At 72.5% G+C, this 24,837-nt stretch carries 22 protein-coding genes and 1 pseudogene; 6 read left to right on the top strand and 17 right to left on the bottom strand.

Going from position 1 to position 24,837, the window contains the following annotated elements:
- From ACFVS9_RS12170 to ACFVS9_RS12185, 4 genes and pseudogenes are all read left to right on the top strand, one after another.
- Window positions 1-231: pseudogene (locus ACFVS9_RS12170) on the top strand (ABC transporter permease); the annotation flags it as partial.
- Window positions 232-313: 82 nt separating this feature from the next.
- Window positions 314-1,369: an ABC transporter substrate-binding protein gene (locus tag ACFVS9_RS12175; protein ID WP_389931682.1), complete on the top strand. Its 1,056-nt coding sequence runs from the start codon at window positions 314-316 to the stop codon at window positions 1,367-1,369.
- Window positions 1,353-2,189 (top strand): ABC transporter ATP-binding protein, encoded by an 837-nt coding sequence (locus tag ACFVS9_RS12180; RefSeq protein ID WP_389931684.1) that lies wholly within the window; start codon window positions 1,353-1,355, stop codon window positions 2,187-2,189. Before ACFVS9_RS12175 ends, ACFVS9_RS12180 begins: the two co-directional genes overlap by 17 nt.
- A 65-nt stretch (window positions 2,190-2,254) precedes the next feature.
- Window positions 2,255-3,190 (top strand): TauD/TfdA dioxygenase family protein, encoded by a 936-nt coding sequence (locus tag ACFVS9_RS12185; protein ID WP_389931686.1) that lies wholly within the window; start codon window positions 2,255-2,257, stop codon window positions 3,188-3,190.
- A 30-nt stretch (window positions 3,191-3,220) separates the two neighbouring features.
- Here ACFVS9_RS12185 and ACFVS9_RS12190 read toward each other — a convergent pair whose 3' ends face one another.
- Both ACFVS9_RS12190 and fmt read right to left on the bottom strand, forming a co-directional pair.
- Complete coding sequence (locus tag ACFVS9_RS12190; RefSeq protein WP_383118813.1) at window positions 3,221-4,654, bottom strand: RsmB/NOP family class I SAM-dependent RNA methyltransferase; 1,434 nt, start codon at window positions 4,652-4,654, stop codon at window positions 3,221-3,223.
- Window positions 4,655-4,766: 112 nt separating this feature from the next.
- Window positions 4,767-5,699 carry a methionyl-tRNA formyltransferase gene (gene fmt, locus ACFVS9_RS12195; protein ID WP_383118812.1) on the bottom strand — a complete coding sequence of 311 codons (933 nt, stop codon included), beginning with the start codon at window positions 5,697-5,699 and terminating at the stop codon, window positions 4,767-4,769.
- Between the two features lie 476 nt (window positions 5,700-6,175).
- On the opposite strand from fmt, the gene ACFVS9_RS12200 reads away from it, so the two are divergent.
- Window positions 6,176-6,688 (top strand): hypothetical protein, encoded by a 513-nt coding sequence (locus ACFVS9_RS12200; RefSeq protein WP_383118811.1) that lies wholly within the window; start codon window positions 6,176-6,178, stop codon window positions 6,686-6,688.
- 79 nt (window positions 6,689-6,767) lie between these two features.
- On the opposite strand, the gene ACFVS9_RS12205 is transcribed toward ACFVS9_RS12200, so the two are convergent.
- From ACFVS9_RS12205 to pyrR, 14 genes are all read right to left on the bottom strand, one after another.
- Complete coding sequence (locus ACFVS9_RS12205) at window positions 6,768-8,912, bottom strand: primosomal protein N' (RefSeq protein WP_389931688.1); 2,145 nt, start codon at window positions 8,910-8,912, stop codon at window positions 6,768-6,770.
- A 117-nt stretch (window positions 8,913-9,029) separates the two neighbouring features.
- Window positions 9,030-10,250: a methionine adenosyltransferase gene (gene metK, locus ACFVS9_RS12210; protein ID WP_383118577.1), complete on the bottom strand. Its 1,221-nt coding sequence runs from the start codon at window positions 10,248-10,250 to the stop codon at window positions 9,030-9,032.
- A 241-nt stretch (window positions 10,251-10,491) separates the two neighbouring features.
- The gene (coaBC, locus tag ACFVS9_RS12215; RefSeq protein ID WP_383118578.1) at window positions 10,492-11,694 is read right to left on the bottom strand and encodes a bifunctional phosphopantothenoylcysteine decarboxylase/phosphopantothenate--cysteine ligase CoaBC; all 1,203 of its coding nucleotides are present in this window, start codon (window positions 11,692-11,694) and stop codon (window positions 10,492-10,494) included.
- Between the two features lie 177 nt (window positions 11,695-11,871).
- Window positions 11,872-12,144 (bottom strand): DNA-directed RNA polymerase subunit omega, encoded by a 273-nt coding sequence (gene rpoZ / locus ACFVS9_RS12220; protein WP_003970369.1) that lies wholly within the window; start codon window positions 12,142-12,144, stop codon window positions 11,872-11,874.
- A gap of 100 nt (window positions 12,145-12,244) precedes the next feature.
- Window positions 12,245-12,862 (bottom strand): guanylate kinase, encoded by a 618-nt coding sequence (gene gmk / locus ACFVS9_RS12225; protein ID WP_383118579.1) that lies wholly within the window; start codon window positions 12,860-12,862, stop codon window positions 12,245-12,247.
- A 38-nt stretch (window positions 12,863-12,900) separates the two neighbouring features.
- Entirely contained in the window at window positions 12,901-13,224 is a 324-nt protein-coding gene (locus ACFVS9_RS12230; RefSeq protein WP_389931690.1) for an integration host factor, read from the bottom strand.
- 245 nt (window positions 13,225-13,469) lie between these two features.
- Window positions 13,470-14,309 carry an orotidine-5'-phosphate decarboxylase gene (gene pyrF, locus ACFVS9_RS12235; protein ID WP_383118580.1) on the bottom strand — a complete coding sequence of 280 codons (840 nt, stop codon included), beginning with the start codon at window positions 14,307-14,309 and terminating at the stop codon, window positions 13,470-13,472.
- Window positions 14,306-15,415, bottom strand: a complete 1,110-nt coding sequence (locus ACFVS9_RS12240) for a quinone-dependent dihydroorotate dehydrogenase (RefSeq protein WP_383118581.1) — start codon at window positions 15,413-15,415, stop codon at window positions 14,306-14,308. Before ACFVS9_RS12240 ends, pyrF begins: the two co-directional genes overlap by 4 nt.
- Before the next feature lie 61 nt (window positions 15,416-15,476).
- Window positions 15,477-18,785 (bottom strand): carbamoyl-phosphate synthase large subunit, encoded by a 3,309-nt coding sequence (carB, locus tag ACFVS9_RS12245; protein ID WP_383118582.1) that lies wholly within the window; start codon window positions 18,783-18,785, stop codon window positions 15,477-15,479.
- Complete coding sequence (carA, locus tag ACFVS9_RS12250; protein ID WP_383118583.1) at window positions 18,778-19,920, bottom strand: glutamine-hydrolyzing carbamoyl-phosphate synthase small subunit; 1,143 nt, start codon at window positions 19,918-19,920, stop codon at window positions 18,778-18,780. Before carA ends, carB begins: the two co-directional genes overlap by 8 nt.
- Window positions 19,917-20,540, bottom strand: coding sequence for a hypothetical protein (locus ACFVS9_RS12255; protein ID WP_389931692.1), 624 nt, complete (start codon window positions 20,538-20,540; stop codon window positions 19,917-19,919). The genes carA and ACFVS9_RS12255 overlap by 4 nt, the downstream gene beginning before the upstream one ends.
- Window positions 20,537-21,823: a dihydroorotase gene (locus ACFVS9_RS12260; RefSeq protein ID WP_389931693.1), complete on the bottom strand. Its 1,287-nt coding sequence runs from the start codon at window positions 21,821-21,823 to the stop codon at window positions 20,537-20,539. Before ACFVS9_RS12260 ends, ACFVS9_RS12255 begins: the two co-directional genes overlap by 4 nt.
- A 2-nt stretch (window positions 21,824-21,825) precedes the next feature.
- Window positions 21,826-22,842, bottom strand: a complete 1,017-nt coding sequence (locus tag ACFVS9_RS12265) for an aspartate carbamoyltransferase catalytic subunit (RefSeq protein ID WP_383118586.1) — start codon at window positions 22,840-22,842, stop codon at window positions 21,826-21,828.
- A gap of 90 nt (window positions 22,843-22,932) precedes the next feature.
- On the bottom strand, window positions 22,933-23,517 hold the full coding sequence (gene pyrR / locus ACFVS9_RS12270) for a bifunctional pyr operon transcriptional regulator/uracil phosphoribosyltransferase PyrR (protein WP_383118587.1): 585 nt from the start codon (window positions 23,515-23,517) through the stop codon (window positions 22,933-22,935).
- A gap of 221 nt (window positions 23,518-23,738) precedes the next feature.
- Here pyrR and bldD point away from each other — a divergent pair, with 221 nt between their 5' ends.
- Window positions 23,739-24,239 carry a transcriptional regulator BldD gene (bldD, locus tag ACFVS9_RS12275; protein ID WP_014157378.1) on the top strand — a complete coding sequence of 167 codons (501 nt, stop codon included), beginning with the start codon at window positions 23,739-23,741 and terminating at the stop codon, window positions 24,237-24,239.
- A 164-nt stretch (window positions 24,240-24,403) separates the two neighbouring features.
- On the opposite strand, the gene nusB is transcribed toward bldD, so the two are convergent.
- A complete protein-coding gene (gene nusB / locus ACFVS9_RS12280; RefSeq protein ID WP_015576379.1) occupies window positions 24,404-24,835 on the bottom strand; it encodes a transcription antitermination factor NusB in 432 nt (143 codons plus the stop codon).
- Between the last annotated feature and the right edge of the window lie 2 nt (window positions 24,836-24,837).

A 24,837-nucleotide genomic window follows, 5' to 3' on the forward strand; every position in this document is an offset into this window, starting at 1 on the left:
ATACATTACGGCGTACGGCTGGCGATCGGCATCGCCTACACCACGTTGGTCGCCTCCCAGACCGTCAACGGACTGCCCGGCATCGGCGGCATGATCCGCGACGCGCAGCGCTACAACCAGTCCGACGTGGTCGTCCTCGGGCTCTTCGCGATCGGTGTCTCCGGTCTGCTGATCGACGGCCTGCTCCGGGGTGCCGAGAACCGGCTCGCGCCCTGGCGCGGGCTCACGTGACCCGCGCCCCGACCCTCCGGCTCCCGTGCCGGTCCCCTCGGTTCCCCTCAGCTCCCCCGATCAACGAACGAAGGACTACGCCATGCCCGGAACACGCGGTCCGCGCCGCATCCCCCTGCTCGTCGCGGCCCTGGGAGCGCTCCTCACCGTCACGGCCTGCGGCAGCGGCGGAGGCGGTGGTGACGGCGGCCAGGGCGGCGGCAGCACGATACGGATCGGCTACCAGGCCTTCCCCAGCGGCGACCTGATCGTCAAGGAGAAGGGGCTGCTGGAGAAGGCCCTCCCCGACCACACCGTCAAGTGGATCAAGTTCGACTCGGGCGCGAGCATCAACACCGCGTTCGTCGCCGGCTCGGTCGATCTGGCCGCGATCGGCTCCAGTCCGGTGGCACGCGGTCTGTCCGAGCCGCTGAACATCCCGTACAAGGTCACCTGGGTGCTGGACGTCGCCGGTGACAACGAGGCCCTGGTGGCGCGGGACGGCTCCGGCGTCGAGGACGTCCGGAATCTGGCGGGCCGCAAGGTCGCCACGCCCTTCAGCTCCACCTCGCACTACAGCCTGCTCGCCGCGCTGGACCGGGCGGGCGTGGACCCCGCGAAGGTCGATCTGCTCGACCTCGAACCGCAGGACATCGTCGCGGCCTGGTCGCGCGGGGACATCGACGCCGCCTACGTCTGGCTGCCCACGCTCGACGAACTCGCCCGGTCGGGCAAGACCCTGGTCTCCAGCAGGGAGCTGGCCGCCGCCGGGAAGCCCACGCTCGATCTGGGGGTGGCCTCCACCGCCTTCATCGAGAAGCAGCCCGAGGTGATCGCCGCCTGGCGCAAGGCCCAGGCCCAGGCGCTGGACCTGATCCATGACGACCCGTCAGCTGCGGCGGAGGCCGTCGGCAAGCAGCTCGGGATCGGCTCCGAGGACGCCGCCGCCCAGCTGAAGCAGGGCATCTTCCTCGAACCCGCCGAGCAGGCCGGCGACACATGGCTGGGCACCCCCGGCCGGGTGGGCGGCCTGGCGCGGAACCTGCACAGTGCGGCAGAGTTCCTGGCGGGACAGAAGCAGATCCCGGCCGCGCCCGAGCTCTCCGAGCTGGAGAAGGCCGTGTACGTGGAAGGACTGAGCGATGCCGTCTCCGGATGACCGAAGGGCCGGTGCCCGGGCCGGCGTCCGGGAGCCCGCGACGGCCACCGTCACGCCCGCCGTGTCCGTACGCGAGGTGACCCACCGCTACGGTCGCGGCCCGGACGCCGTGACGGCCCTGGGTCCGCTGTCGCTCGACGTCCCGGCCGGCGAGTTCCTGGTGCTCGTCGGCCCGTCCGGGAGCGGGAAGAGCACGTTGCTGCGACTGATCGCCGGCTTCGAGCAGGCCTCGTCCGGCGAGGTCGCCGTGCACGGCGGGACGCCGGAGCCGGGCCGTCAGGCCGGTGTCGTCTTCCAGCAGCCGCGGCTGTTCCCCTGGCGCACCGTCGGGGAGAACATCTCCCTGGCGCTGCGCTACGCGGGAGTCCCCCGGGCCGAACGGCCCGCACGGGTCGAGGAGTTGCTGGAGCGGGTCGGGCTGGCGGGCACCGCGCGGCGCAGGACCTGGCAGATATCGGGCGGCCAGCAGCAGCGGGTGGCCATCGCGCGCGCCCTGGCGGGCGGCAAGGACCTGCTGCTCCTGGACGAGCCGTTCGCCGCCCTGGACGCGCTGACCCGTGAGCGGCTCCAGGAGGATCTGCGCACCGTCAGTTCCCGCACGGGGATCACCTCGGTCCTCGTCACGCACAGCGTGGACGAGGCCGTCTTCCTCGGTACCCGCGCGGTCGTCCTGAGCGCCGGTCCGGGCACCGTCGCCCTGGACGTACCGATCCCCCTGCCCCGCACCGGGAACGAGGACCCGGACGGGCTGCGGGGACTGCCCGCGTACGCGGCGCTGCGCGCCGAGATCGGTGCGGCGGTGCGCGACGTGGCCCGCTGAGCCGGCCGGGGCCGCCCGTCCCGGCGGGCGGCCCCGTACCCACCCCCACGCAGACAGGAGTCCCCATGTCCCTGACCACGTCCCTCGGTTCCGCCCCCGCGCTGCGCGCCTCCCGGCTTCCTCCGGACGGGCTGTACGAAGGCTCCCGCGAGCTGCGCAGGCTGGCGCCGGGACAGCCCGACCGGCCCTACACGCTGTTCGACGTCGTTCCGCTGGGCCCGCTGATCGGGGCCGAGATCGGCGGCGTCGACCTGATCCGTCCGCTCGCGCCCGCCGTACGCGAGGAGCTGGACCGGGCGCTGCTGGAGTGGAAGGTGCTCTTCTTCCGTGGGCAGCACCCCACTTCGGCCGAGCAGCGGGCCTTCGCCCGCAACTGGGGTGAGCTGGAGACCAATCCGCTGCTGGCCGCCGGGGACGATCCGGAGGTGGCGCGCTTCGACCGCTCGTCCGCACCGAGCTTCGAGAACGTCTGGCACACCGACGTCACGTTCCGCGAGCGGCCCGCGCTCGGTGCGGTGCTGCACCTGCGCGAGGTGCCCCCGTACGGAGGGGACACGATGTGGGCCGACATGGCGGCCGCGTACGACAACCTCCCGCCGGAGGTGCGGGCGCGGCTGGAGGGGGCGCGCGCGGTGCACGACTTCGTGCCGGGGTTCGCGCGGTTCACGCCCGCGGAGCGGCTGGTCCCCTTCCAGGACCGCTTCCCGCCGGTCGAGCACCCGGTGGTGCGGACGCATCCCGGCACCGGCCGCCGGATGCTCTTCGTCAACACCTCGTTCACCACCCGGATCGTGGGCTGGGACCGGGAGGAGAGCGACCGGATGCTGCGCCTGCTGTTCCAGCAGGCGCACGTCCCCGAGTACCAGGTGCGCTTCAGCTGGCGAGCGGGGGACGTCGCGTTCTGGGACAACCGGGCGACGCAGCACTACGCGGTGAACGACTACGCCCCGCACCGCAGGGTGGCCGAGCGGGTCGCCGTCGCGGGCGACCGTCCGCGCTGACGGACGGCCCCCGCGGGGTGCGGCGAGGTGTCAGGCCGTGCGGCGCAGCAGGGCGAGGTACATCGCGTCCGTGCCGTGCAGGTGCGGCCAGAGCTGGATGTCGGGCCCGTCGCCCAGCGCGGGCACACCCGGCAGGAGCGGCCGGGCGTCGATCCACTCCGCCTCGAAGGGTGATCCGCCGCGCCCCTTGAGCACGTCCTCGACGACGACCCTGGTCTCCGCGAGGTGCGGGGAGCAGGTGGCGTAGCCGACGACCCCGCCGACCCGTACCGCCTTCAACGCCTCGCGCAGCAGACCGCGCTGGAGGGGGGCGAAGCTCTCCAGGTCCTCGGGGCGGCGGCGCCAGCGGGATTCGGGGCGCCGGCGCAGCGCGCCGAGGCCGGAGCAGGGCACGTCCATGAGGACCCGGTCGAAGGAGGCGGGCTGCCACGGAGGCCGGGTCCCGTCGGCGGTGATCACCTGGTAGGGCCCCGGGTTGCCCGCCAGGGCGCGCTCGACGAGCCGGGCGCGGTGCGGCTGCTTCTCGGCGGCGAGCAGGGTGGCGCCGCGCCCGGCGGCGAGCGCGGCCAGCAGCGCGGCCTTGCCGCCCGGGCCGGCGCAGCCGTCGAGCCACCGGGTGTCCTCGCCCTCGACCGGTGCCGCGGCCAGGGCGGCGGCCACGAGCTGGCTGCCCTCGTCCTGCACACCGGCGCTGCCGTCCCGTACGGCGGCGAGCGCTCCGGGCTCGCCGCCCTCGGCCATCCGCACGGCGTACGGGGACCAGCGGCCGGGAAGGCCGCTCTCCTCGCCGAGTGCCTCCAGCAGCTCGTCGGTGGTCGAGCGGCCGGGGCGGGCGGCCAGCGTCACCTCGGGCCGCTCGTTGTCCGCCTCGAGCAGGTCCTCGATCCCGGCGCGTCCGCCGCCGAGGGCGTCCCAGAGCGCCGAGACCACCCAGCGGGGGTGCGAATGGACGACGGAGAGGTGCTCCTCGGCGTCCTCGTCGTAGGAGGGCGCGACGCGCTCCACCCACGTGTCGAGGTCGTGCGCGGAGACCTTGCGCAGTACGGCGTTGACGAACTTGGCACGCCCCTCGCCGAGCACCACCCGCGCCAGCTCCACACTCGCCGAGACGGCGGCGTGGGTGGGGATGCGGGTGCCGAGCAGCTGGTGGACGCCCATGTTGAGCACGTCGAGCACGGGCGGGTCCACCTCGCGCAGCGGCCGGTCGATGCAGGCCGCGACGATGGCGTCGTAGGTGCCCTGACGGCGCAGGGTGCCGTAGACCAGCTCGGTCGCCAGTGCCGCGTCCCTGCCCTCGAAGTCGCCCTTGGCGCGCGCCTTCTTCAGCAGCGGGGGCAGGACGAGGTTGGCGTAGGCGTCACGCTCGTCGACGGCCCTGAGCACCTCGAAGGCGAGGAACCGGACCGGGTCCTTCTTGGGCCGGCGATGGGGCTTGGCGGGACGGCGACGCTGCTGGTCGTTCACGTGAAAGGTGCTCCGCTGGGGGTGAGGGGGCGAACCCGTCCAGCGTACGTCGCCGGTCACCGGGTGCCCGTCCCAGGCCGTCGCGGGCCCCGGGGCGGCCCGCCCCCGTACCTCAGGGGCCCAGGAGTTCGCCGTGGGCGATGCGCACCCCGCGCGCCCAGTCGGCGGCCCTCATCGGCTTCTTGCCCTGGGGCTGGACCCAGAGCAGCTCCACGGCGTGCGAGCCGGTTCCCACGTACACGTTGTTCTTGGCCGCGGAGAGCTCGCCGGGGGCGAGGTCGGTGCGGTCCAGGACGGGTGCGGCCTGGACCAGCTTGAGGCGTTCCCCACGGAAGAGGGTCCACGCGCCCGGCGCGGGGGTGCAGCCGCGCACCACCCGGTCCACCCGGAGCGCGGGCGCGGACCACCGCACCTGGGCGTCCTCGACGGTGAGCTTGGGGGCGAGGGTGACGCCCTCGACGGGCTGCGGGACGGCGTGCAGGGTGCCGTCCTCGATGCCGTCCATGGTCGCCGCGAGCAGCCCCGCGCCCGCGAAGGCGAGCCGGGTCAGCAGGTCGCCGCTGGTGTCGGTGGGCCGGACCTCCTCGGTCAGCACGCCGTACACCGGTCCCGAGTCCAGCCCCTCCTCGATCAGGAAGGTCGAGGCGCCGGTGACCTCGTCCCCGGCCATCACCGCGTGCTGCACGGGCGCGGCCCCGCGCCAGGCGGGCAGCAGGGAGAAGTGCAGGTTGACCCAGCCGCGCGCGGGGACGTCCAGCGCCACCTTGGGCAGCAGCGCGCCGTACGCGACGACGGGGCAGCAGTCCGGCGCGATCTCCCGCAGCCGTGCCAGGAACTCCTCGTCGCGCGGCCTGGCCGGCTTGAGGACCTCGATGCCCGCCTCCTCGGCCCGTTCGGCCACCGGGCTGGCGACCAGCCGGCGTCCCCGTCCGGCGGGTGCGTCGGGGCGGGTCACCACGGCGGCCACTTCGTGGCGGCCGGATGCGATCAGGGCGTCCAGAGCGGGAACGGCGACCTCGGGGGTGCCTGCGAAGACGAGCTTCATGGGTGGCGCACTGCCTCTCGGGGCGGAACGTACGTGGCGAGCAGCACACCAGTCTAAGGGCTGCCCCGTGGTCCCCGCCGGGCGCGCGGCACCGGCCAGGGCGGGCGCGGGACCACGGACCCGCGGGACCACGGACCCGCCCGGAACGCGCCCGGGCACCGTCCGGGCGGCGGCCGCCGCCCGCAGGACGCACGACGACGGCCACGGCGCCGGACCCGACCGTCGGACCCGGGCCGTCGGACCGGGCTGTCGAACCGGGCTGTCGGACCGCCCGGGCACGCCCCCTGGCCGCGCCGAGCCCGCCCGGGCCCGGCGTGCGCCGGGCGTACGCAGGTCCGTGCGCCCCGCGCATGGGCACATACGCCCCTCTTGCGTGACCACATGGCCGGGTGACGCGTTGGTCAAGTGAGATTGACCGAAGTGGACCGCTCCGCGCGGTCCGATTCCCTTTCAACGCCGGTTCGAGAGGCTTGTTCATGGCCGACCACGCAACCCACGACGCCCAAGCGCGTGCCAGTCTGCACCTGTTGGTGCGGGACATCGAGCGGGTCCGGCGGCAGGTGGACGCACTGCGTACCCTCACTGCGCAGCTGGGCAACGTCTACCGTCCACGCCGCTCCGGTCCCTCCGCGGGCTTCGTCGTCTACGGCAGGGCGCCGGCCCCGACGGTCCGGCTCGCCCAGGAACTGCGGGACAGCGTCGAGACGCTGGTCACCGCCGCGGTGGACTTCGACCGCTCGCTGGGCTTCTCGTGGGACGCGGTGGGCTCCGCCCTCGGGGTCACCAAACAGGCGGTGCACCGCCGTTACGGCGCCCGCCGCGCCACCCCGCAGCCGGCGGCGGCCGAGCCCGCCCCCGAGAACACGGCCCGCGCGGTGCCCGCCGTACAGGGTGCCTCCCCCGCCCTGCCGGCCGTGCCCGCGGCCCGCTCCATGCCGCCGCAGCCGTCGGAGCGCCCTGGCGCGTTCCCCGGCCCCCGCAACGGCTGAGGCCCTGGGGCGGGGTCCTGACGGGCCGTCCGGCGGCTGAGGACGTCCGCCGGACGGCCCGGCGCTCCGCCCCGGTGGCTCAGCCGATGTCCGGCGGGTCGATCCTGATCCGCACGGGATCGCCGGTGCCCCTGGCCGTCCGTGCCGCCTGCGCGGTCTTCAGAGCGGCGGCCAGGGCCGCTCCCCGGCCCGGCGGGACCCTGACCAGCGCCCGCTCCCAGGTCACGCCCGGCGGCGCGTCCCCCTGTCTGCGAGGCGTACCGGGAGTGGCTCCGGGCACCGGAACCGGGCCCAGGACCTCCGCCTCGGGCGGCAGCTCCGCGCCGGCGAGACAGGCGGCCACCGCCTCCGGCGGGCCGGTCACCGAGGCCATGCGGGAGACCGGCGGGAAGCCGAGCTCCGCGCGTTCGGCGAGTTCGCGGCGGGCGTGACCGACGGGGTCCCAGCGGACCAGGGCCTGCACGGGCCGCAGGGTCGGCTCGGCGACGATCACCACCGTGCCGCCCTCCGGCTGGCCCCGCACCAGCGCCGCGGCGGCGGTCCAGCGCCGCAGCGCCTCCTCGCCCGCCCGCAGGTCGGGCCGCCCGACCATCGCCCAGCCGTCGAGCAGCAGCGCCGCCGCGTAACCGCCTTCGGCGACCGGTTCCGCGCCGGGGGTGCTGACGACGAGGGCGGGCTCGCCGGGCACGGAGTCCAGCACGTGGTCCCGCCCCGAGGTCCGCACCGGGACGGCGGGAAACGCGCGCCCCAGCTCCTCGGCGGTCCTGCGGGCACCGACGATCCGGGCGCGCAGCCGCACTCCACCGCAGGCGGCACAGCTCCAGGCCGTCTCGGCCCGCCCGCACCAGGCGCAGTCGAGTTCCCGCTGGTCCGGCGCTTGCAGGGGCCCCGCGCACTGCCGGCACCGCGCGGGTTCACGGCAGCGCTCGCAGGCCAGCCGGGGCGCGTAACCCCGGCGGGGCACCTGGACCAGCACGGGACCGCTGCGCAGGCCGTCCCGCACGGTCTGCCAGGCCAGGCTGGGCAGCCGCGCCGAGCGGGCGGCGCCGTCCCGCGCCAGCTCCCCGTCGCCGACGGTACGCACGAGGGGGGCCGCGATCCGCAGCTGCTCCCGGTCCGCCCGCAGGGGCAGGGCCCAGCCGTTCTCGACCAGCTGGGCGGCCTCCACCGTGCAACTGGTGCCGCCCAGCAGGAACGCGCAGCGGCCGTGCGCGGCCCGCAGCTCCAGGACCTCCCGGACGTGCGGGAAGGGGGCGTTGTCGTCGCTGTGGCTGGAGTCCCCGTCGTCCCAGAGGGCCACCAGGCCCAGATCGGCGACCGGCGCGAACATCGCCGCCCGGGTCCCCACCACCGCGCGGACGGAACCGCGTCGGACGGCCAGCCACTGCCGGTAGCGCTTCTCCGGCCCGGAGTCGGCGGTCAGCAGCGCGTGGCGGCCCTCCCCCAGCACCTCGGTCAGCGCGGCGTCGACCCGCCCGGCGGCCCGCCCGTCCGGTACGACCACGAGCGCGCCCCGGCCCGAGGCCAGGGTGGCCGCCACGGCACGGGCGATCTCCTCGGGCCAGTGCGGGCCGGGCAGCGCGGTCCAGACGGCCCGGGGCGCCCCGCCGCCGGCCAGCGCCCGCAGGAAGCCTGGGCCCTGGGCGTACCGCTCCCAGGAACCGGGGGACGGTGCGGGGGGCGGCGGCAGGGGCGGGGGCGACGGCCTGCCCTCGGCGCGGCCGTTCCTCGGCGGCACGGCGAGCTGCAGCACGTCCGCGAGACTGCCGGCGTAACGGTCGGCCACGGCCCGCGAGAGCTCCAGCAGCTCCGGGCCGAGCACCGGCTCGGGCGAGACGACGTAGGCGAGGGCCGCCAGGGCTCCCTGGTAGTCCGACGAGGCCCGCCGCTCGATGAGGAAGCCGTCGATCAGCCCGCCGCCCTCGCGTCGCCCGCCGCGGACCTGACGTCCCCCGGCGCCGAACCGCACCCGGACGCGGACGCCGGGCCGCGCCTCCGCGTCGAGCTCCTCGGGGACGGCGTAGTCGAAGTACTGGTCGAGGTGGAGGGCGCCCTTGTTCACCAGGACGCGGGCGACCGGAAGCTCGGCGGCGAGCGGGGCACCCCGCCAGGTACGCGGCTTGGCGCGCGGCACCTTGGCACGGCGCACCGTCTCCCGGATCAGCGCAAGCTGCTCCGGCGCCCCGGACCCGGGCTCCTCGGACCGCTCGTCGTCGCTGCTCACAGCCACCTTCCTACCAGACGCCACTGACACGGCCCGGCCGTGCGCGGGGGCCGCACACGCCGGGGCCCGGACACCTCGTGCGGTGTCCGGGCCCCGGCGTGACGGAGTGCGGGCGTGCTACAGCCCCGCCGCCTCGCGCAGCGCGTCCACCCGGTCGGTGCGCTCCCAGGTGAAGTCGGGGAGCGCGCGGCCGAAGTGGCCGTACGCCGCGGTCTGGGCGTAGATCGGGCGGAGCAGGTCGAGGTCGCGGATGATCGCGGCCGGGCGGAGGTCGAAGACCTCGCCGATGGCGTGCTCGATCTTCTCCGTGTCGACCGCGGCGGTGCCGAAGGTCTCGACGAACAGGCCCACCGGCTCGGCCTTGCCGATCGCGTACGCGACCTGGACCTCGCAGCGGGAGGCGAGCCCGGCCGCCACGACGTTCTTGGCGACCCAGCGCATGGCGTAGGCGGCCGAGCGGTCGACCTTGGACGGGTCCTTGCCGGAGAACGCGCCGCCGCCGTGGCGGGCCATGCCGCCGTAGGTGTCGATGATGATCTTGCGGCCGGTGAGGCCGGCGTCGCCCATCGGGCCGCCGATCTCGAAGCGGCCGGTCGGGTTCACCAGCAGGCGGTAGCCCTCGGTGTCCAGCTTGATGCCGTCCTCGATGAGCTGGTTGAGGACGTGCTCGACGACGAACTCGCGGATGTCGGGTGCGAGCAGCGAGTCCAGGTCGATGTCGGAGGCGTGCTGCGAGGAGACGACGACGGTGTCGAGGCGGACGGCCTTGTCGCCGTCGTACTCGATGGTGACCTGGGTCTTCCCGTCGGGGCGCAGGTACGGGATGGTCCCGTTCTTGCGGACCTCGGAGAGCCGGCGCGAGAGGCGGTGCGCGAGGTGGATCGGCAGGGGCATCAGCTCGGGCGTCTCGTCGCAGGCGTAGCCGAACATCAGGCCCTGGTCGCCCGCGCCCTGCTTGTCGAGCTCGTCCTCCTCCCCTCGGGAGGCACCCTCGACCCGCTTCTCGTACGCGGTGTCGACACCCTGGGCGATGTCCGGGGACTGGGACCCGATGGACACCGAGACGCCGCAGGAGGCGCCGTCGAAGCCCTTCTTGGAGGAGTCGTAGCCGATCTCCAGGACCTTGTTGCGCACGAGGTTGGGGATGTCGGCGTAGGCCTTGGTCGTGACCTCACCCGCGACATGCACCAGACCAGTGGTGATCAAGGTCTCGACGGCGACACGCGAGGAGGGGTCCTCGGTCAGGAGCGCGTCGAGAATCGTGTCGCTGATCTGGTCAGCGATCTTGTCGGGGTGGCCCTCGGTGACGGACTCCGAGGTGAAGAGACGGCGGGACACATCGCTCCCTGGGGTTGCAGCGGCTGCTGGCTGATCATTGATGGAACTCCGGGAGCTGCGCCCGGCACATTCCGTCGACCAGTTTATCGGTCGCTTCCGGTGATTGGGTCACGCGTCTCGCCCCTTGGGAGGTCTGTGACCTGCGGCACTGTTGACGGCAGTACGACAATCCCTCCTTCACGGGGCCGGGACACGGCCGTTCGTCGTGGCTTTCCCGCCGCCGGGGCGGCGTCTACGCAATCTAACCGAAACGCGCCGCCACCAGGTCCCATACCGTGTCGGCGAGTGCTTCCTTCGGCCCGTACGGCACAGCGGTCTCGCTGCCGTCGGCCCCGAGCACGACCGCTTCGTTCTCCTCGGACCCGAAGGTCCTGCGCTCCCCCACCTCGTTCACGACGAGCAGATCGCAGCCCTTGCGGCGGAGCTTCTCGCGCCCGTTGGCGAGGACGTCGTCGGTCTCGGCGGCGAATCCGACGACGAGCTGCCCCGGCCGGGCCCGGTCCGCGGACACCTCGGCGAGGATGTCGGGATTGCGGACGAGCGCGACGGGGGCGGGTTCCAGGCCGTCCTTCTTCTTGATCTTCCCGGTGGCGTACTCGGCGGGCCGGAAGTCGGCGACCGCCGCCGCCATCACCACCACGTCCGCGTCGGCCGCGGCCTTCAGGACGGCCTCCCGCAGCTGTACGGCGGTCCCGGCGCGCAGGACGTCGGCTCCGGCGGGGTCGGGGAGGCCGGTGTTGGCCTCGACCAGGGTCACGCGGGCGCCGCGCGCCACGGCGGTGCGGGCCAGGGCGTAGCCCTGCTTGCCCGAGGACCGGTTGCCCAGGTAGCGCACCGGGTCGAGCGGCTCGCGGGTGCCTCCCGCGCTGATCACCACGTGGCGGCCCGCGAGGTCCCCGGCGCCGGGGCCCCGGGTGAGGACGCGCCGGCAGACCTCGAAGATCTCCCCCGGGTCCGGCAGCCTGCCCTTGCCCGTGTCCGCGCCGGTGAGCCGGCCGACGGCGGGCTCGATGACGACGGCGCCACGGCGGCGCAGGGTGGCGACGTTCTCCCGGGTGGCGGGGTGCTCCCACATCTCGGTGTGCATCGCGGGCGCGAACACGACCGGGCAGCGTGCGGTCAGCAGGGTGTTGGTGAGGAGGTCGTCGGCCAGGCCGTGGGCGGCCCTGGCCAGCAGGTCGGCGGTCGCGGGGGCGACCACGACGAGGTCGGCCCCCTGTCCGATCCGGACGTGCGGCACCTCGTGGACGCTCTCCCAGACCTCGGTCGACACGGGGTTCCCGGACAGGGCGGACCAGGTGGCCGCCCCGACGAAGTTCAGCGACGCCTCGGTCGGCACGACCCGTACGTCATGGCCTGACTCGGACAGCCTGCGCAGCAGTTCGCACGCCTTGTACGCGGCGATGCCCCCGCTGACCCCCAGGACGACCCTCGGCTTCTCCACTGCGTCTCCCCGCACTCGTGTCTCCGCGCACCCGCGTGCCGCCTCGTGGCGTACGTACCCATGCTCCCTCACCGCCCCGGATCCGTTCCGGCGGGCCCGGGGCCGGACACACCGCAGGCCCGGCGGATACCGACCGCCGGGCCTGGGGTGAAGGTGCGTTTCCTGCGTGCCGCCTGCCTACTGCGCGGGGCCCTCGATGGCCTCGGAGGTCAGCAGGCCCGCGTTGATCTCGCGGAGCGCGATCGAGAGCGGCTTCTCGTGCACGTGGGTGTCGACGAGCGGACCGACGTACTCGAGGAGGCCTTCACCGAGCTGCGAGTAGTACGCGTTGATCTGGCGCGCGCGCTTGGCGGCGTAGATCACGAGGCTGTACTTCGAGTCGGTGGCCTCGAGGAGCTCATCAATCGGCGGGTTGATGATGCCCTCGGGCGTGGTGATGGAAGAGGACACTCTCTGCCTTCCGAAGGGGATAGAGGTCAAAGAGATCTTTGACCGTGCTGGTTCCGCAGTGGTGATGCTCTGCGTCCGCGGACGGGTGAGGACTCGTGGGTCAGTCGTCGCTGCCGCGGAGGCCGGAAGCCTGCAGCATCAACGTTAGCAGCTCGCGCGCCACGTCCTCGACGGAGGTGTTGACGAGCGTCGTGTCGAACTCCGCCTCCGCGGCCAGCTCGACCTTCGCCGCGGCGAGCCGCCGCTCGATCACGTCGGGCGCCTCGGTCCCCCGGCCGGTGAGCCGGCGCACCAGCTCGTCCCAGCCGGGCGGCGCGAGGAAGACGAGCTGCGCCTCGGGCATCGACTGGCGGACCAGCCGGGCGCCCTGGAGGTCGATCTCCAGCAGCACCGGCTCGCCCGCCTCCAGGCGGTCGAGCACGGCACGGCGGGGCGTGCCGTAGCGGTTGCCGGCGAACTCGGCCCACTCCAGCAGCTCGCCGTTGGCGATCAGCTTGTCGAACTCCTCGTCGTCCACGAAGAAGTAGTGGACGCCGTTGCGCTCGCCGGGGCGGGGCTTACGGGTCGTCGCGGACACCGAGAGCCAGACCTCGGGGTGGACCTTGCGCATATGAGCGACGACCGTGCTCTTGCCGACCCCTGAGGGGCCGGAGAGCACGGTCAGCCGCGGACGTGCGTCCGGGGGTACGGGGGACGTCCCCCGGGATGTTGCAGCCATGGGGCGATTATCCCCGTTCTCAGGAGTGCCTGAGAACGTCAGACGGCGCTGCCGCCGAACTCTCGCTCCAGGGATGCGATCTGGTTGGAGCCGAGACCCCGGACCCGGCGGCTCTCGGAGATGCCGAGCCGCTCCATGATCTGCTTGGCGCGGACCTTGCCCACGCCCGGCAGGGACTCCAGAAGAGCGGAGACCTTCATCTTGCCGATGACGTCGTTCTCCTGGCCCTGCTTGATGACCTCATGGAGCGAGGCGCCGGAGTGCTTGAGTCGATTCTTGACCTCGGCCCGCTCCCGGCGAGCCGCGGCGGCCTTTTCGAGCGCGGCTGCGCGCTGTTCAGGGGTAAGGGGCGGAAGAGCCACGCCTACGTCACCTCGGATGTCGATCTGTCGGATACGGACCGGTGCGGACCCTGGGTGGCTCCACACCTGGTGAGCAACGAACAACGTGTACTCGTTGGCTCTCGACGGAGACTAGCGGCCACGGGCGCCTGAGTCAGCGAGAACAGACGAAAAGTCCTGGTCAGCTGACGCCGACCCGGACATTTCGGCCATAACAACCCGGAATTTTGGTCAGGATTCCGTCAACAGCCTGTTACGTGGCATGGTCAGCTTTCCGGGACGGCCGCTCGGACCTCGTCCGCGAACCGTCCGGCGGCTTCGCGCAGCCCTGACGCGTCCGGTCCGTGACGCAGCACACCCCGGCTCACGCTCGGCACCACGTTGCCCACCGCGGCGCCGAAGACACGCGGAAGATCCGCCGGGGTGGCGCCCTGCGCGCCGATGCCCGGAGCGAGCAGCGGACCGTTGATCGCCAGGTCGGCGCCGGTGTCCCCGAGCGTGGCGCCGACCACGGCGCCGACGGAGCCCAGCGGGGTCGCGCCCGCGTTCTCGGCGGCCATGTGGTCCAGCATCAGCTGGGCCAGCGGCCGTCCGTCCGCCGCGGTGGCGCCCTGGACCTCGGCGCCCTCCGGGTTGGAGGTGAGGGCGAGCACGAAGACGCCCGCGCCGGAGGCGGCGGCCGCGTCGAGCGCCGGGCGCAGCGACCCGAAGCCGAGGTACGGCGAAAGGGTGACGGCGTCGGAGAACAGCGGCGAGTCCGGGTCGAGGTAGGTCGCGGCGTACGCGCCCATCGTGGAGCCGATGTCGCCGCGCTTGGCGTCCATGAGCACGAGGGCGCCCGCCGCGCGGGCCTCCTCGACGGCCTTCTCCAGGACCGCGACACCGCGCGAGCCGAAGCGTTCGAAGAACGCGGACTGCGGCTTGAGCACGGCGACCCGGTCGGCCAGCGCCTCGACGACCGTGCGGGTGAAGCGCTCCAGACCCGTGATGTCGTCGTTCAGGCCCCAGGAGGTGAGCAGGGAGGCGTGCGGGTCGATGCCGACGCAGAGCGGCCCGCGGGTGTCCATGGCGCGGCGCAGGCGCGCGCCGAAGGGTTCGGGGGTCACCGGGTGGCCTTCCGTGTCTCGGCGCCGACGGCTTCGGCGAGGGTGGCGTACGGGGAGGCGGCCAGCCGGGCCGCCAGGCCCTTGTGGACGGCGCGGGCGTAGAACGGGCCCTCGTAGATGAAGGCGCTGTAGCCCTGGACGAGGGTGGCGCCGGCCAGGATGCGCTGCCAGGCGTCCTCGGCGTTCTCGATGCCCCCGACGCCCACCAGGGTGATCCTGGTGCCCACGCGGGCGTACAGCCGGCTCAGGACCTCCAGGGAGCGCTCCTTGAGCGGCGCGCCGGACAGTCCGCCGGTCTCCGCGGTCAGGGAGGCGTCGGACGTCAGGCCGAGGCCCTCGCGGGCGATGGTCGTGTTGGTGGCGATGATGCCGTCCAGGCCGAGCTCGACCGCGAGGTCGGCGACGGCGTCGACGTCCTCGTCCGCGAGGTCCGGGGCGATCTTGACGAGCAGGGGCACCCGCCGCCCGGTGACGGTGCGGTCGGCGGCCTCGCGCACCGCGGTCAGCAGGGGGCGCAGCGCCTCGGTCGCCTGGAGGTTGCGCAGACCGGGCGTGTTGGGGGACGAGACGTTCACCACGAGGTAGTCGGCGTGGGCGGCGAGCCGCTCGGTCGACTTCACGTAGTCGCCGACGGCCTCGGCCTCGGGGACGGTCTTGGTCTTGCCGATGTTGACGCCGACGGTGGTGCGGAAGACGGGGTTGCGGGCGGCCAGGCGCTCCGCCACGGCCGCCGAGCCCTCGTTGTTGAAGCCCATGCGGTTGATCAGGGCCCGGTCCGCGACGAGGCGGAACAGCCGCTTGCGCGGGTTGCCGGGCTGCGGCTCGCCGGTGACGGTACCGATCTCGACGTGGTCGAACCCGAGCATGGACATGCCGTCGACGGCGACGGCGTTCTTGTCGAAGCCCGCGGCGAGGCCGAAGGGGCCGTGCATCCGCAGGCCGAGTGCCTCGGTGCGCAGCTCCTCGTGGCGCGGGGCGAGCGCGGCGGCGAGGAAGGTGCGCAGCACGGGGACGCGGGCGGCGAGGCGGATCCAGCGGAAGGCCAGGTGGTGGGCCTGTTCCGGGTCCATCCGCTTGAAGACCAGCTGGAAGAAGAGTTTGTACATCACGGTGTCCTCATGAAGAGGGGGACACCGTTTCCGGTGTCCCCCTGGGGGCGGCTGGGCCTCAGTCGCGGGCCGCGGTCAGATGTTCCGCGTGTTCCTGGAGGGAACGTACGCCGACACCGCCGTGGTTGAGCGCGTCGATGCCCTGGACGGCGGCGGCGAGCGCCTGGACCGTGGTCAGGCACGGCACGGACCGGGCGACGGCCGCGGTGCGGATCTCGTAGCCGTCGAGCCTGCCGCCCGTCCCGTAGGGGGTGTTGACGATGAGGTCGACCTCGCCGTCGTGGATCAGCTGGACGATGGTCTTCTGTCCGTCGGGGCCCTCGCCCTCGGACTGCTTGCGCACGACGGTGGCGTTGATGCCGTTGCGCTTGAGCACCTCGGCGGTGCCGGAGGTCGCGAACAGTTCGAAGCCGTGGGCGACGAGCTCACGCGCCGGGAAGATCATCGAGCGCTTGTCCCGGTTGGCGACGGAGATGAAGGCGCGGCCCTGGGTGGGAAGCGGACCGTACGCGCCGGCCTGCGACTTGGCGTACGCCGTGCCGAAGGCCGAGTCGATGCCCATGACCTCGCCGGTGGAGCGCATCTCCGGGCCGAGGACGGTGTCGACGCCGCGGCCGTGGATGTCGCGGAAGCGCGACCACGGCATGACGGCCTCCTTGACGGAGATCGGCGCGTCCAGGGGCAGGGTGCCGCCGTCGCCGTGCTTCGGCAGCAGTCCCTCCGCGCGCAGTTCCGCGACGGTCGCGCCCAGCGAGATGCGGGCGGCGGCCTTCGCGAGCGGGACCGCGGTCGCCTTCGAGGTGAAGGGGACGGTCCGCGAGGCGCGCGGGTTGGCCTCCAGGACGTACAGGATGTCGCCGGAGAGGGCGAACTGGATGTTGATGAGTCCGCGGACGCCGACGCCCTTGGCGATTCCCTCGGTGGAGGCGCGCAGCCGCTTGATGTCGAAGCCGCCGAGCGTGATCGGGGGCAGCGCGCAGGCCGAGTCGCCGGAGTGGATGCCGGCCTCCTCGATGTGCTCCATGACGCCGCCGAGGTAGAGCTCGGTGCCGTCGTAGAGCGCGTCGACGTCGATCTCGATCGCGTCGTCGAGGAAGCGGTCGACCAGGACCGGCCGGGTGGGGCTGATCTCGGTGGACTCGGCGATGTAGGCGGAGAGGCGGGTCTCGTCGTAGACGATCTCCATGCCGCGGCCGCCGAGCACGTACGAGGGGCGTACGAGGACGGGGTAGCCGATCTCGTCGGCGATGGCCTTGGCCTCGGCGAAGGTGGTGGCGGTGCCGTGCTTCGGGGCGGGCAGCCCGGCCTCGGCGAGCACCCGGCCGAAGGCGCCGCGGTCCTCGGCGGCGTGGATCGCCTCGGGGGAGGTGCCCACGACGGGCACGCCGTTGTCCTTGAGCGCCTGCGAGAGGCCGAGCGGGGTCTGGCCGCCGAGCTGCACGATGACGCCGGCGATCGGGCCCGCCAGCGACTCCGCGTGCACGATCTCCAGGACGTCCTCCAGGGTGAGCGGCTCGAAGTACAGCCGGTCGGAGGTGTCGTAGTCCGTGGAGACGGTCTCCGGGTTGCAGTTGACCATCACGGTCTCGTAGCCCGCGTCGCTCAGCGCGAAGGAGGCGTGGACGCAGGAGTAGTCGAACTCGATGCCCTGGCCGATGCGGTTCGGACCGGAGCCGAGGATGATCACCGCGGGCTTGGTGCGGGGCGCGACCTCGCTCTCCTCGTCGTAACTGGAGTAGAAGTACGGCGTCCTGGCGGCGAACTCCGCCGCGCAGGTGTCCACCGTCTTGTAGACCGGGCGGATGCCGAGGGCGTGCCGGACCTCGCGCACGACGTCCTCGCGCAGGCCGCGGATCTCGCCGATCTGCGCGTCGGAGAAGCCGTGCCGCTTCGCCTCGGCGAGCAGCTCGGTGTCCAGGCGGTCGGCGGCGGCCAGTTCGTCGGCGATCTCCTTGATCAGGAAGAGCTGGTCGACGAACCAGGGGTCGATCTTCGTGGCGTCGAAGACCTCTTCCTGGGTGGCGCCCGCGCGGATGGCCTGCATCACGGTGTTGATGCGCCCGTCCGTGGGGCGGACCGCCTGGGCGAGCAGCTCGTCCTTGTCGCCGGTGCGGCCGGTGAAGGCGAACTGCGAGCCCTTCTTCTCCAGGGAGCGCAGGGCCTTCTGAAGGGCCTCGGTGAAGTTGCGGCCGATCGCCATGGCCTCGCCGACCGACTTCATGGTGGTGGTGAGGGTGGAGTCGGCGGAGGGGAACTTCTCGAAGGCGAAGCGCGGGGCCTTGACGACGACGTAGTCGAGGGTCGGCTCGAAGGAGGCCGGGGTCTTCTCGGTGATGTCGTTGGGGATCTCGTCCAGCGTGTAGCCGACCGCCAGCTTGGCGGCGATCTTGGCGATCGGGAAGCCGGTGGCCTTGGAGGCGAGCGCGGAGGAGCGGGAGACGCGCGGGTTCATCTCGATCACGATGACCCGGCCGTCGGCGGGGTCGATGGCGAACTGGATGTTGCAGCCGCCGGTGTCGACGCCCACCTCGCGGATGATCGCGATGCCGATGTCGCGCAGCCGCTGGTACTCGCGGTCGGTGAGGGTCATGGAGGGGGCGACCGTGATGGAGTCGCCGGTGTGGACGCCCATCGGGTCGAAGTTCTCGATGGAGCAGACGACCACGACGTTGTCGTTCTTGTCGCGCATCAGCTCCAGCTCGTACTCCTTCCAGCCGAGGATGGACTCCTCCAGGAGCACCTCGGTGGTCGGCGAGAGCGTGAGGCCCTGTCCGGCGATGCGGCGCAGTTCCTCCTCGTCGTGGGCGAAGCCGGAGCCGGCGCCGCCCATGGTGAAGGAGGGGCGGACGACGACGGGGTAGCCGCCGAGGGTGTCGACGCCGGCGATGACGTCGTCCATGGTGTGGCAGATGACGGAGCGGGCGGACTCGCCGTATCCGATCTTGGCCTTCACGGCTTCGACGACGCCCTTGAAGAGGTCGCGGTCCTCGCCCTTGTTGATGGCCTCGACGTTGGCGCCGATGAGCTCGACGCCGTACTTCTCCAGGACACCGTTCCCGTGCATGGAGATGGCGGTGTTGAGCGCGGTCTGGCCGCCCAGGGTCGGCAGCAGCGCGTCGGGGCGCTCCTTGGCGATGATCTTCTCGACGAACTCGGGGGTGATCGGCTCGACGTACGTGGCGTCGGCGATCTCCGGGTCGGTCATGATCGTGGCCGGGTTGGAGTTCACCAGGATGACGCGCAGGCCCTCGGCCTTGAGCACGCGGCAGGCCTGGGTCCCGGAGTAGTCGAACTCGGCGGCCTGCCCGATGACGATCGGGCCGGAGCCGATGACCAGGACGGACTGGATATCGGAGCGCTTAGGCACGCTGGCCCTCCATCAGGGTGACGAAACGGTCGAAGAGGTATGCGGCGTCGTGCGGGCCCGCGGCGGCTTCGGGGTGGTACTGGACGCTGAACGCCGGCTGGTCGAGCAGCTGGAGGCCTTCGACGACCTGGTCGTTCAGGCATACGTGGGAGACCTCGGCGCGGCCGAACTCGGTGTCGGAGACCTTGTCGAGCGGGGCGTCGACGGCGAAGCCGTGGTTGTGCGCGGTGACCTCGACCTTGCCGGTCGTGCGGTCCTGCACGGGCTGGTTGATGCCGCGGTGGCCGTACTTCAGCTTGTAGGTGCCGAAGCCGAGCGAGCGGCCCAGGATCTGGTTGCCGAAGCAGATGCCGAAGAGCGGGGTCTTCCGCTCCAGCACACCGCGCATGACGGAGACCGGGTGGTCGGCGGTGGAGGGGTCGCCGGGGCCGTTGGAGAAGAAGACTCCGTCCGGCTCGACGGCGTAGACGTCCTCCAGGGTGGCGGTGGCGGGCAGGACGTGCACCTCGATGCCGCGCTCGGCCATGCGGTGCGGGGTCATGCCCTTGATGCCGAGGTCGATCGCCGCGACGGTGAACTTCCTGGTGCCGACCGCGGGGACGACGTACGCCTCCTTGGTGGCGACCTCGGCCGCGAGGTCGGCGCCGGACATCTCGGGGGCCTGGCGCACCTTGGCGAGCAGCATGCCCTCGTCCTGGACGGCGTTGCCGGAGAAGATCCCGACGCGCATCGCGCCGCGCTCGCGCAGGTGGCGGGTGAGCGCGCGGGTGTCGACGCCGCTGATACCGACGACGCCCTGCTCGGCGAGTTCCTCGTCCAGCGACCGGCGGGAGCGCCAGTTGGAGGGCACCCGGGCGGGGTCGCGGACGACGTAGCCGGAGACCCAGATGCGCCCGGACTCGGGGTCCTCGTCGTTCACACCGGTGTTGCCGACGTGCGGGGCGGTCATGACGACGACCTGGCGGTGGTACGAGGGGTCGGTCAGCGTCTCCTGGTAGCCGGTCATGCCGGTGGAGAACACCGCTTCGCCGAAGGTCTCCCCCACGGCCCCGTAGGCGCGGCCGCGGAAGGAGCGGCCGTCCTCCAGGACGAGTACGGCGGGAGCCTTCGCGGCCCCCCGGGTGGAGATCGTCATCGTGCGGTGCCTTCCGTCGTGCTGGTGGTGGTGCTGGTGAGGTGGTCGCCGGGCGTACCGGCGAGGCGGGCGACGGTGTCTACCCACGCCTGGTGTTCGGCGGCGCGGTCCGAGCGGAAGCCGGAGTCGATCAGCCGGTCGCCGTGTGCCCAGGTGATGACGAGCAGGCCGCCCTCGGGGAGGACCTTGCCGGCGAGCGCCTTGTCGAGCCGGGCCTCGCGCAGTGCGGCGGCCGGGACGAAGAAGCCGGCCGCGCCGGGGCGTATGACGTCGAGTCCGCGCGCGGTCAGGGTCAGCTCGGCCCGGCTGCGGGTGCCGAGGCCGTGCGCCACGATCCGGTCGAGCCACTGCCCGGCGGTCGTCGAGGCGTGGTAGCGGCCGGTGAGTGTGAGCAGTACCTCGTCGTCCGCGAAGCCCTCGGGGGCCGTCGCGAGCGGCGGCAGGCCGGACTGGAGGCTCCCCCGCCACTTCCATCCCTGGCGCATCAGCCAGTAGACGAACGCGATGAAGACGGCCAGACCGAGGACCCAGCTGATGCGGGCGGACCAGTCCGTCACTTCGGCCGACCTCTGGTCGGCGGCCAGCTGGTAGAGCTGATGGTTGGGGTGAGGTGTTGTCACGCGAGCTTCCCGTCTACGACCGTGGCACGGCCCCGCAGGAAGGTGTGGGTCACTCGGCCGGGCAGCTCGCGACCCTCGTACGGAGTGTTGCGGCTGCGGGAGGCGAAGCCCGCGGGGTCCACTGCTCCACGGTATGACGGATCGACCAGAGTGAGGTTGGCGGGCTCACCGGCCGAGACGGGCCGGCCGTGTCCTTCGAGCCGGCCGATGGCCGCGGGGCGGACCGACATGCGGTCGGCGACGCCCGCCCAGTCGAGCAGCCCGGTGTCCACCATCGTCTGCTGGACCACGGAGAGCGCGGTCTCCAGGCCCACCATGCCCATGGCGGCGGCGGCCCACTCGCAGTCCTTGTCCTCGTGCGGGTGCGGCGCGTGGTCGGTGGCCACGCAGTCGATGGTGCCGTCGGCGAGGGCCTCGCGCAGGGCCATCACGTCGGCCTCGGTGCGCAGCGGCGGGTTCACCTTGTAGACCGGGTTGTAGGTCCGTACGAGCTCGTCGGTGAGCAGCAGGTGGTGCGGGGTCACCTCGGCGGTGACGTTCCACCCCTTGGACTTGGCCCAGCGGATGATCTCCACGGAGCCGGCGGTCGACAGGTGGCAGATGTGCACCCGGGAGCCGACGTGGGCGGCGAGGAGGACGTCGCGGGCGATGACGGACTCCTCGGCGACGGCGGGCCAGCCGCCGAGACCGAGCTCGGCCGAGACGACGCCCTCGTTCATCTGGGCGCCCTCGGTGAGGCGGGGCTCCTGGGCGTGCTGGGCGACGACTCCGTCGAAGGCCTTCACGTACTCCAGGGCGCGGCGCATGATCACGGCGTCGTCGACGCACTTGCCGTCGTCGGAGAAGACCTTCACCCCGGCGGCGGAGTCGTGCATGGCGCCGAGCTCGGCGAGCTGTTTGCCCTCCAGGCCGACGGTGACGGCGCCGACGGGCTGCACGTCGCAGTATCCGGACTCCTTGCCGAGGCGCCAGACCTGCTCGACGACACCGGCGGTGTCGGCGACGGGGAAGGTGTTGGCCATGGCGTGGACGGCGGTGAAGCCGCCGGACGCGGCCGCCCTGGTACCGGTCAGGACCGTCTCGGAGTCCTCGCGGCCGGGCTCGCGGAGATGGGTGTGCAGGTCGACGAGGCCCGGCAGCAGGATCTGGCCGGCCGCCTCGACGACGGTGGCGTCCCCGGCCTCGATGCCGGTGCCGGTCCTGGCCACGTTCTCGCCGTCGATGAGGACGTCCGTCGGCTCGCCGCCGAGGACCTTCGCACCGCGGATCAGGATCTTGCTCATGGTTACTTGTTCTCCTCGGTACGGGCGGCGGCGGACGGCAGGGCGGTCTCGGAGCCGCCCAGCAGCAGGTACAGGACGGCCATGCGGGTGGAGACGCCGTTCGCGACCTGCTCGACGGCGGTGCAGCGGTCGGAGTCCGCGACCTGGGCGGTGATCTCCATGCCGCGGACCATCGGGCCGGGGTGCATCACGATGGAGTGTTCCGGCATCCGCGCCATGCGCTCGCCGTCCAGGCCGTAGCGCCGGGAGTACTCGCGCTCGGTCGGGAAGTAGGCGGCGTTCATCCGCTCGCGCTGCACGCGGAGCATCATCACGGCGTCCGACTTCGGCAGTACGTCGTCGAGCCGGTAGCTGACGTCGCAGGGCCACCGCTCGACGCCGACGGGCACGAGGGTGGGCGGGGCCACCAGTGTCACGTGCGCGCCGAGCGTGTGCAGCAGGTGGACGTTGGAGCGGGCCACGCGGCTGTGCAGGATGTCGCCGACGATCGTGATCCGGCGGCCTTCGAGGTCCCGGCCGATCCCGGCGTCGGGGCCGACCAGGCGGCGGCGCATGGTGAAGGCGTCGAGCAGGGCCTGGGTGGGGTGCTCGTGCGTGCCGTCACCGGCGTTGACGACCGCGCTGTCGATCCAGCCCGAGGTCGCGAGGCGGTAGGGGGCTCCGGAGGCGCCGTGCCGGATGACGACGGCGTCGGCGCCCATGGCCTCCAGGGTGAGGGCGGTGTCCTTGAGCGACTCGCCCTTGGAGACGGACGACCCCTTCGCGGAGAAGTTGATGACGTCGGCGGAGAGGCGCTTGGCGGCGGCCTCGAAGGAGATCCGCGTCCGGGTCGAGTCCTCGAAGAACAGGTTGACGACCGTTCGTCCACGCAGGGTGGGGAGTTTCTTGATCGGCCGGTCCGCGACCCGGGCCATCTCCTCGGCGGTGTCGAGGATCAGGACGGCGTCGTCGCGGGTGAGGTCTGCGGCCGAGATGAGGTGACGGGGGGTCCGGGGGTTCTCCCCGGGAGGGCGCAGCATCTGGGGGTCTCCGTGAAGGGTGGAGGGATCAGGCAGGCGGGCGTGCGGAAGCAGCCGTGCGGCCGGAGGGGCGCACGGAAGGGGAATCCGCTACTGCTCGCCCGCCGGGGCGGGCTGCTTGACGCCGAGCAGGACCGCGTCGCGGCCGTCCTCCTCGGCGAGCTGGACCCTGACCGTCTCCCGCAGCGACGTGGGGAGGTTCTTGCCGACGTAGTCGGCGCGGATCGGGAGTTCGCGGTGGCCCCGGTCGACGAGCACCGCGAGCTGTACGGCGCGCGGCCGTCCGATGTCGCCGAGCGCGTCGAGTGCGGCGCGGATCGTGCGCCCGGAGAAGAGCACGTCGTCGACCAGGACGACGAGACTGCCCTCGATGCCCTCACCGGGGATCTCCGTGCGCCCGAGCGCACGCGCGGGGCGCATCCGCAGGTCGTCGCGGTACATCGTGATGTCGAGCGACCCGACCGGCGTCTTCCGGCCGGTGATCTCTTCGAGCTTTCCGGCGAGCCGACGGGCGAGGAAGACCCCCCGTGTCGGGATGCCGAGCAGCACCACGTCGTCGGCGCCCTTGGCGCGTTCGACGATCTCGTGGGCGATCCGGGTCAGTACCCGGGCGATGTCGGGGGCCTCGAGAACGGGCCGTGCCGCATTGCCGGTCCGGTCATGCTGTGCGTCCATAAGAAACGGACCTCCTTCTCCGCCTCACTGGACGGATGTTAAAGGACGTCGAAATTGCGTCATCCACGTTACCAGGGCTTGCGCGAGGCCCTGGCCCCGCCCCCAGGAGGTGGCAGTCCGGACCTTTCGGCTTGACGCAGCCAAGTAACGCTGCGTAACCTCACAGTGAGTTACCAGCCACGCGGCCCAGCCGCAGAATGTTCCAGCGTCCGGGGAGCCTTATGTCCAGCGAATACGCAAAGCAGCTCGGGGCCAAGCTCCGCGCCATCCGCACCCAGCAGGGCCTCTCCCTCCACGGCGTGGAGGAGAAGTCGCAGGGCCGCTGGAAGGCCGTCGTGGTCGGTTCCTACGAGCGCGGTGACCGCGCCGTGACGGTGCAGCGCCTTGCCGAGCTGGCCGACTTCTACGGCGTTCCGGTGCAGGAGCTCCTGCCCGGCACGACCCCCGGCGGCGCGGCCGAGCCGCCGCCGAAGCTGGTCCTCGACCTGGAGCGGCTGGCCCACGTGCCGCCGGAGAAGGCCGGACCGCTCCAGCGCTACGCGGCGACGATCCAGAGCCAGCGCGGCGACTACAACGGCAAGGTGCTCTCGATCCGCCAGGACGACCTGCGCACGCTGGCCGTGATCTACGACCAGTCGCCGTCCGTGCTCACGGAGCAGCTGATCAGCTGGGGTGTGCTGGACGCCGACGCGCGCCGCGCGGTCGCCCACGACGAGGGCTGACCCGACCCTTCCCAGGAAGTACCGCAGGGCCGGCGGGGATCTCCAGGATCCCCGCCGGCCCTGCGTCGTTCCCCGGCCGCTCCCCCGCGGCCGACCCGGTACGCCGAAGGGCCCACGGTCGTGTCGACCGTGGGCCCTTCGTTCGGCTCAACGCCGCCGGAGGATCACTGCTCCCGGCGGAGATTCGGCTTGAGGTCCTTGAACCGGGCCAGCAGGCCGTTCACGAAGGCCGGGGAGTCGTCCGTGGAGAACTCCTTGGCCAGCTGGACCGCCTCGTCGATCACCACGGCGTCCGGGGTCGAGTCCATCCAGACCAGCTCGTACGCGCCGAGCCGCAGGATGCTCCGGTCGACGACCGGCATGCGGTCGATCTCCCAGTCCACGGCGTAGGTGACGATGAGGTCGTCGATCCGGTCCGCGTACTGCGCGTACCCCTCGACCAGTTCCATCGTGAATTCACCGACCGGCGGCTGACGGTCGTCGGTCCGCGAGAGCCGTACCCAGTCCGCGAGGACCGTCTGCACGGACTCACCGCGCTGGTCGGCCTCGAAAAGGATCTGGAAGGCGCGCTTGCGGGCCTTGTTCCGGGCAGCCACGG

The organism is Streptomyces sp. NPDC058008, from assembly GCF_042886395.1.
In the GTDB taxonomy this organism is placed as follows: domain Bacteria; phylum Actinomycetota; class Actinomycetes; order Streptomycetales; family Streptomycetaceae; genus Streptomyces.

Bases quoted from the DNA above. Each gene is read 5' to 3' on its own strand.
- ACFVS9_RS12260 (WP_389931693.1), bottom strand. From the start codon at position 21,823: ATGAGCAAGATCCTGATCCGCGGTGCGAAGGTCCTCGGCGGCGAGCCG.
- ACFVS9_RS12180 (WP_389931684.1), top strand. From the start codon at position 1,353: ATGCCGTCTCCGGATGACCGAAGGGCCGGTGCCCGGGCCGGCGTCCGG.
- ACFVS9_RS12175 (WP_389931682.1), top strand. From the start codon at position 314: ATGCCCGGAACACGCGGTCCGCGCCGCATCCCCCTGCTCGTCGCGGCC.
- fmt (WP_383118812.1), bottom strand. From the start codon at position 5,699: ATGAAGCTCGTCTTCGCAGGCACCCCCGAGGTCGCCGTTCCCGCTCTG.
- ACFVS9_RS12265 (WP_383118586.1), bottom strand. From the start codon at position 22,842: ATGCTGCGCCCTCCCGGGGAGAACCCCCGGACCCCCCGTCACCTCATC.
- carA (WP_383118583.1), bottom strand. From the start codon at position 19,920: ATGACGATCTCCACCCGGGGGGCCGCGAAGGCTCCCGCCGTACTCGTC.
- gmk (WP_383118579.1), bottom strand. From the start codon at position 12,862: ATGGCTGCAACATCCCGGGGGACGTCCCCCGTACCCCCGGACGCACGT.
- ACFVS9_RS12200 (WP_383118811.1), top strand. From the start codon at position 6,176: ATGGCCGACCACGCAACCCACGACGCCCAAGCGCGTGCCAGTCTGCAC.
- pyrR (WP_383118587.1), bottom strand. From the start codon at position 23,517: ATGGACGCACAGCATGACCGGACCGGCAATGCGGCACGGCCCGTTCTC.
- bldD (WP_014157378.1), top strand. From the start codon at position 23,739: ATGTCCAGCGAATACGCAAAGCAGCTCGGGGCCAAGCTCCGCGCCATC.
- ACFVS9_RS12185 (WP_389931686.1), top strand. From the start codon at position 2,255: ATGTCCCTGACCACGTCCCTCGGTTCCGCCCCCGCGCTGCGCGCCTCC.
- ACFVS9_RS12240 (WP_383118581.1), bottom strand. From the start codon at position 15,415: ATGTACAAACTCTTCTTCCAGCTGGTCTTCAAGCGGATGGACCCGGAA.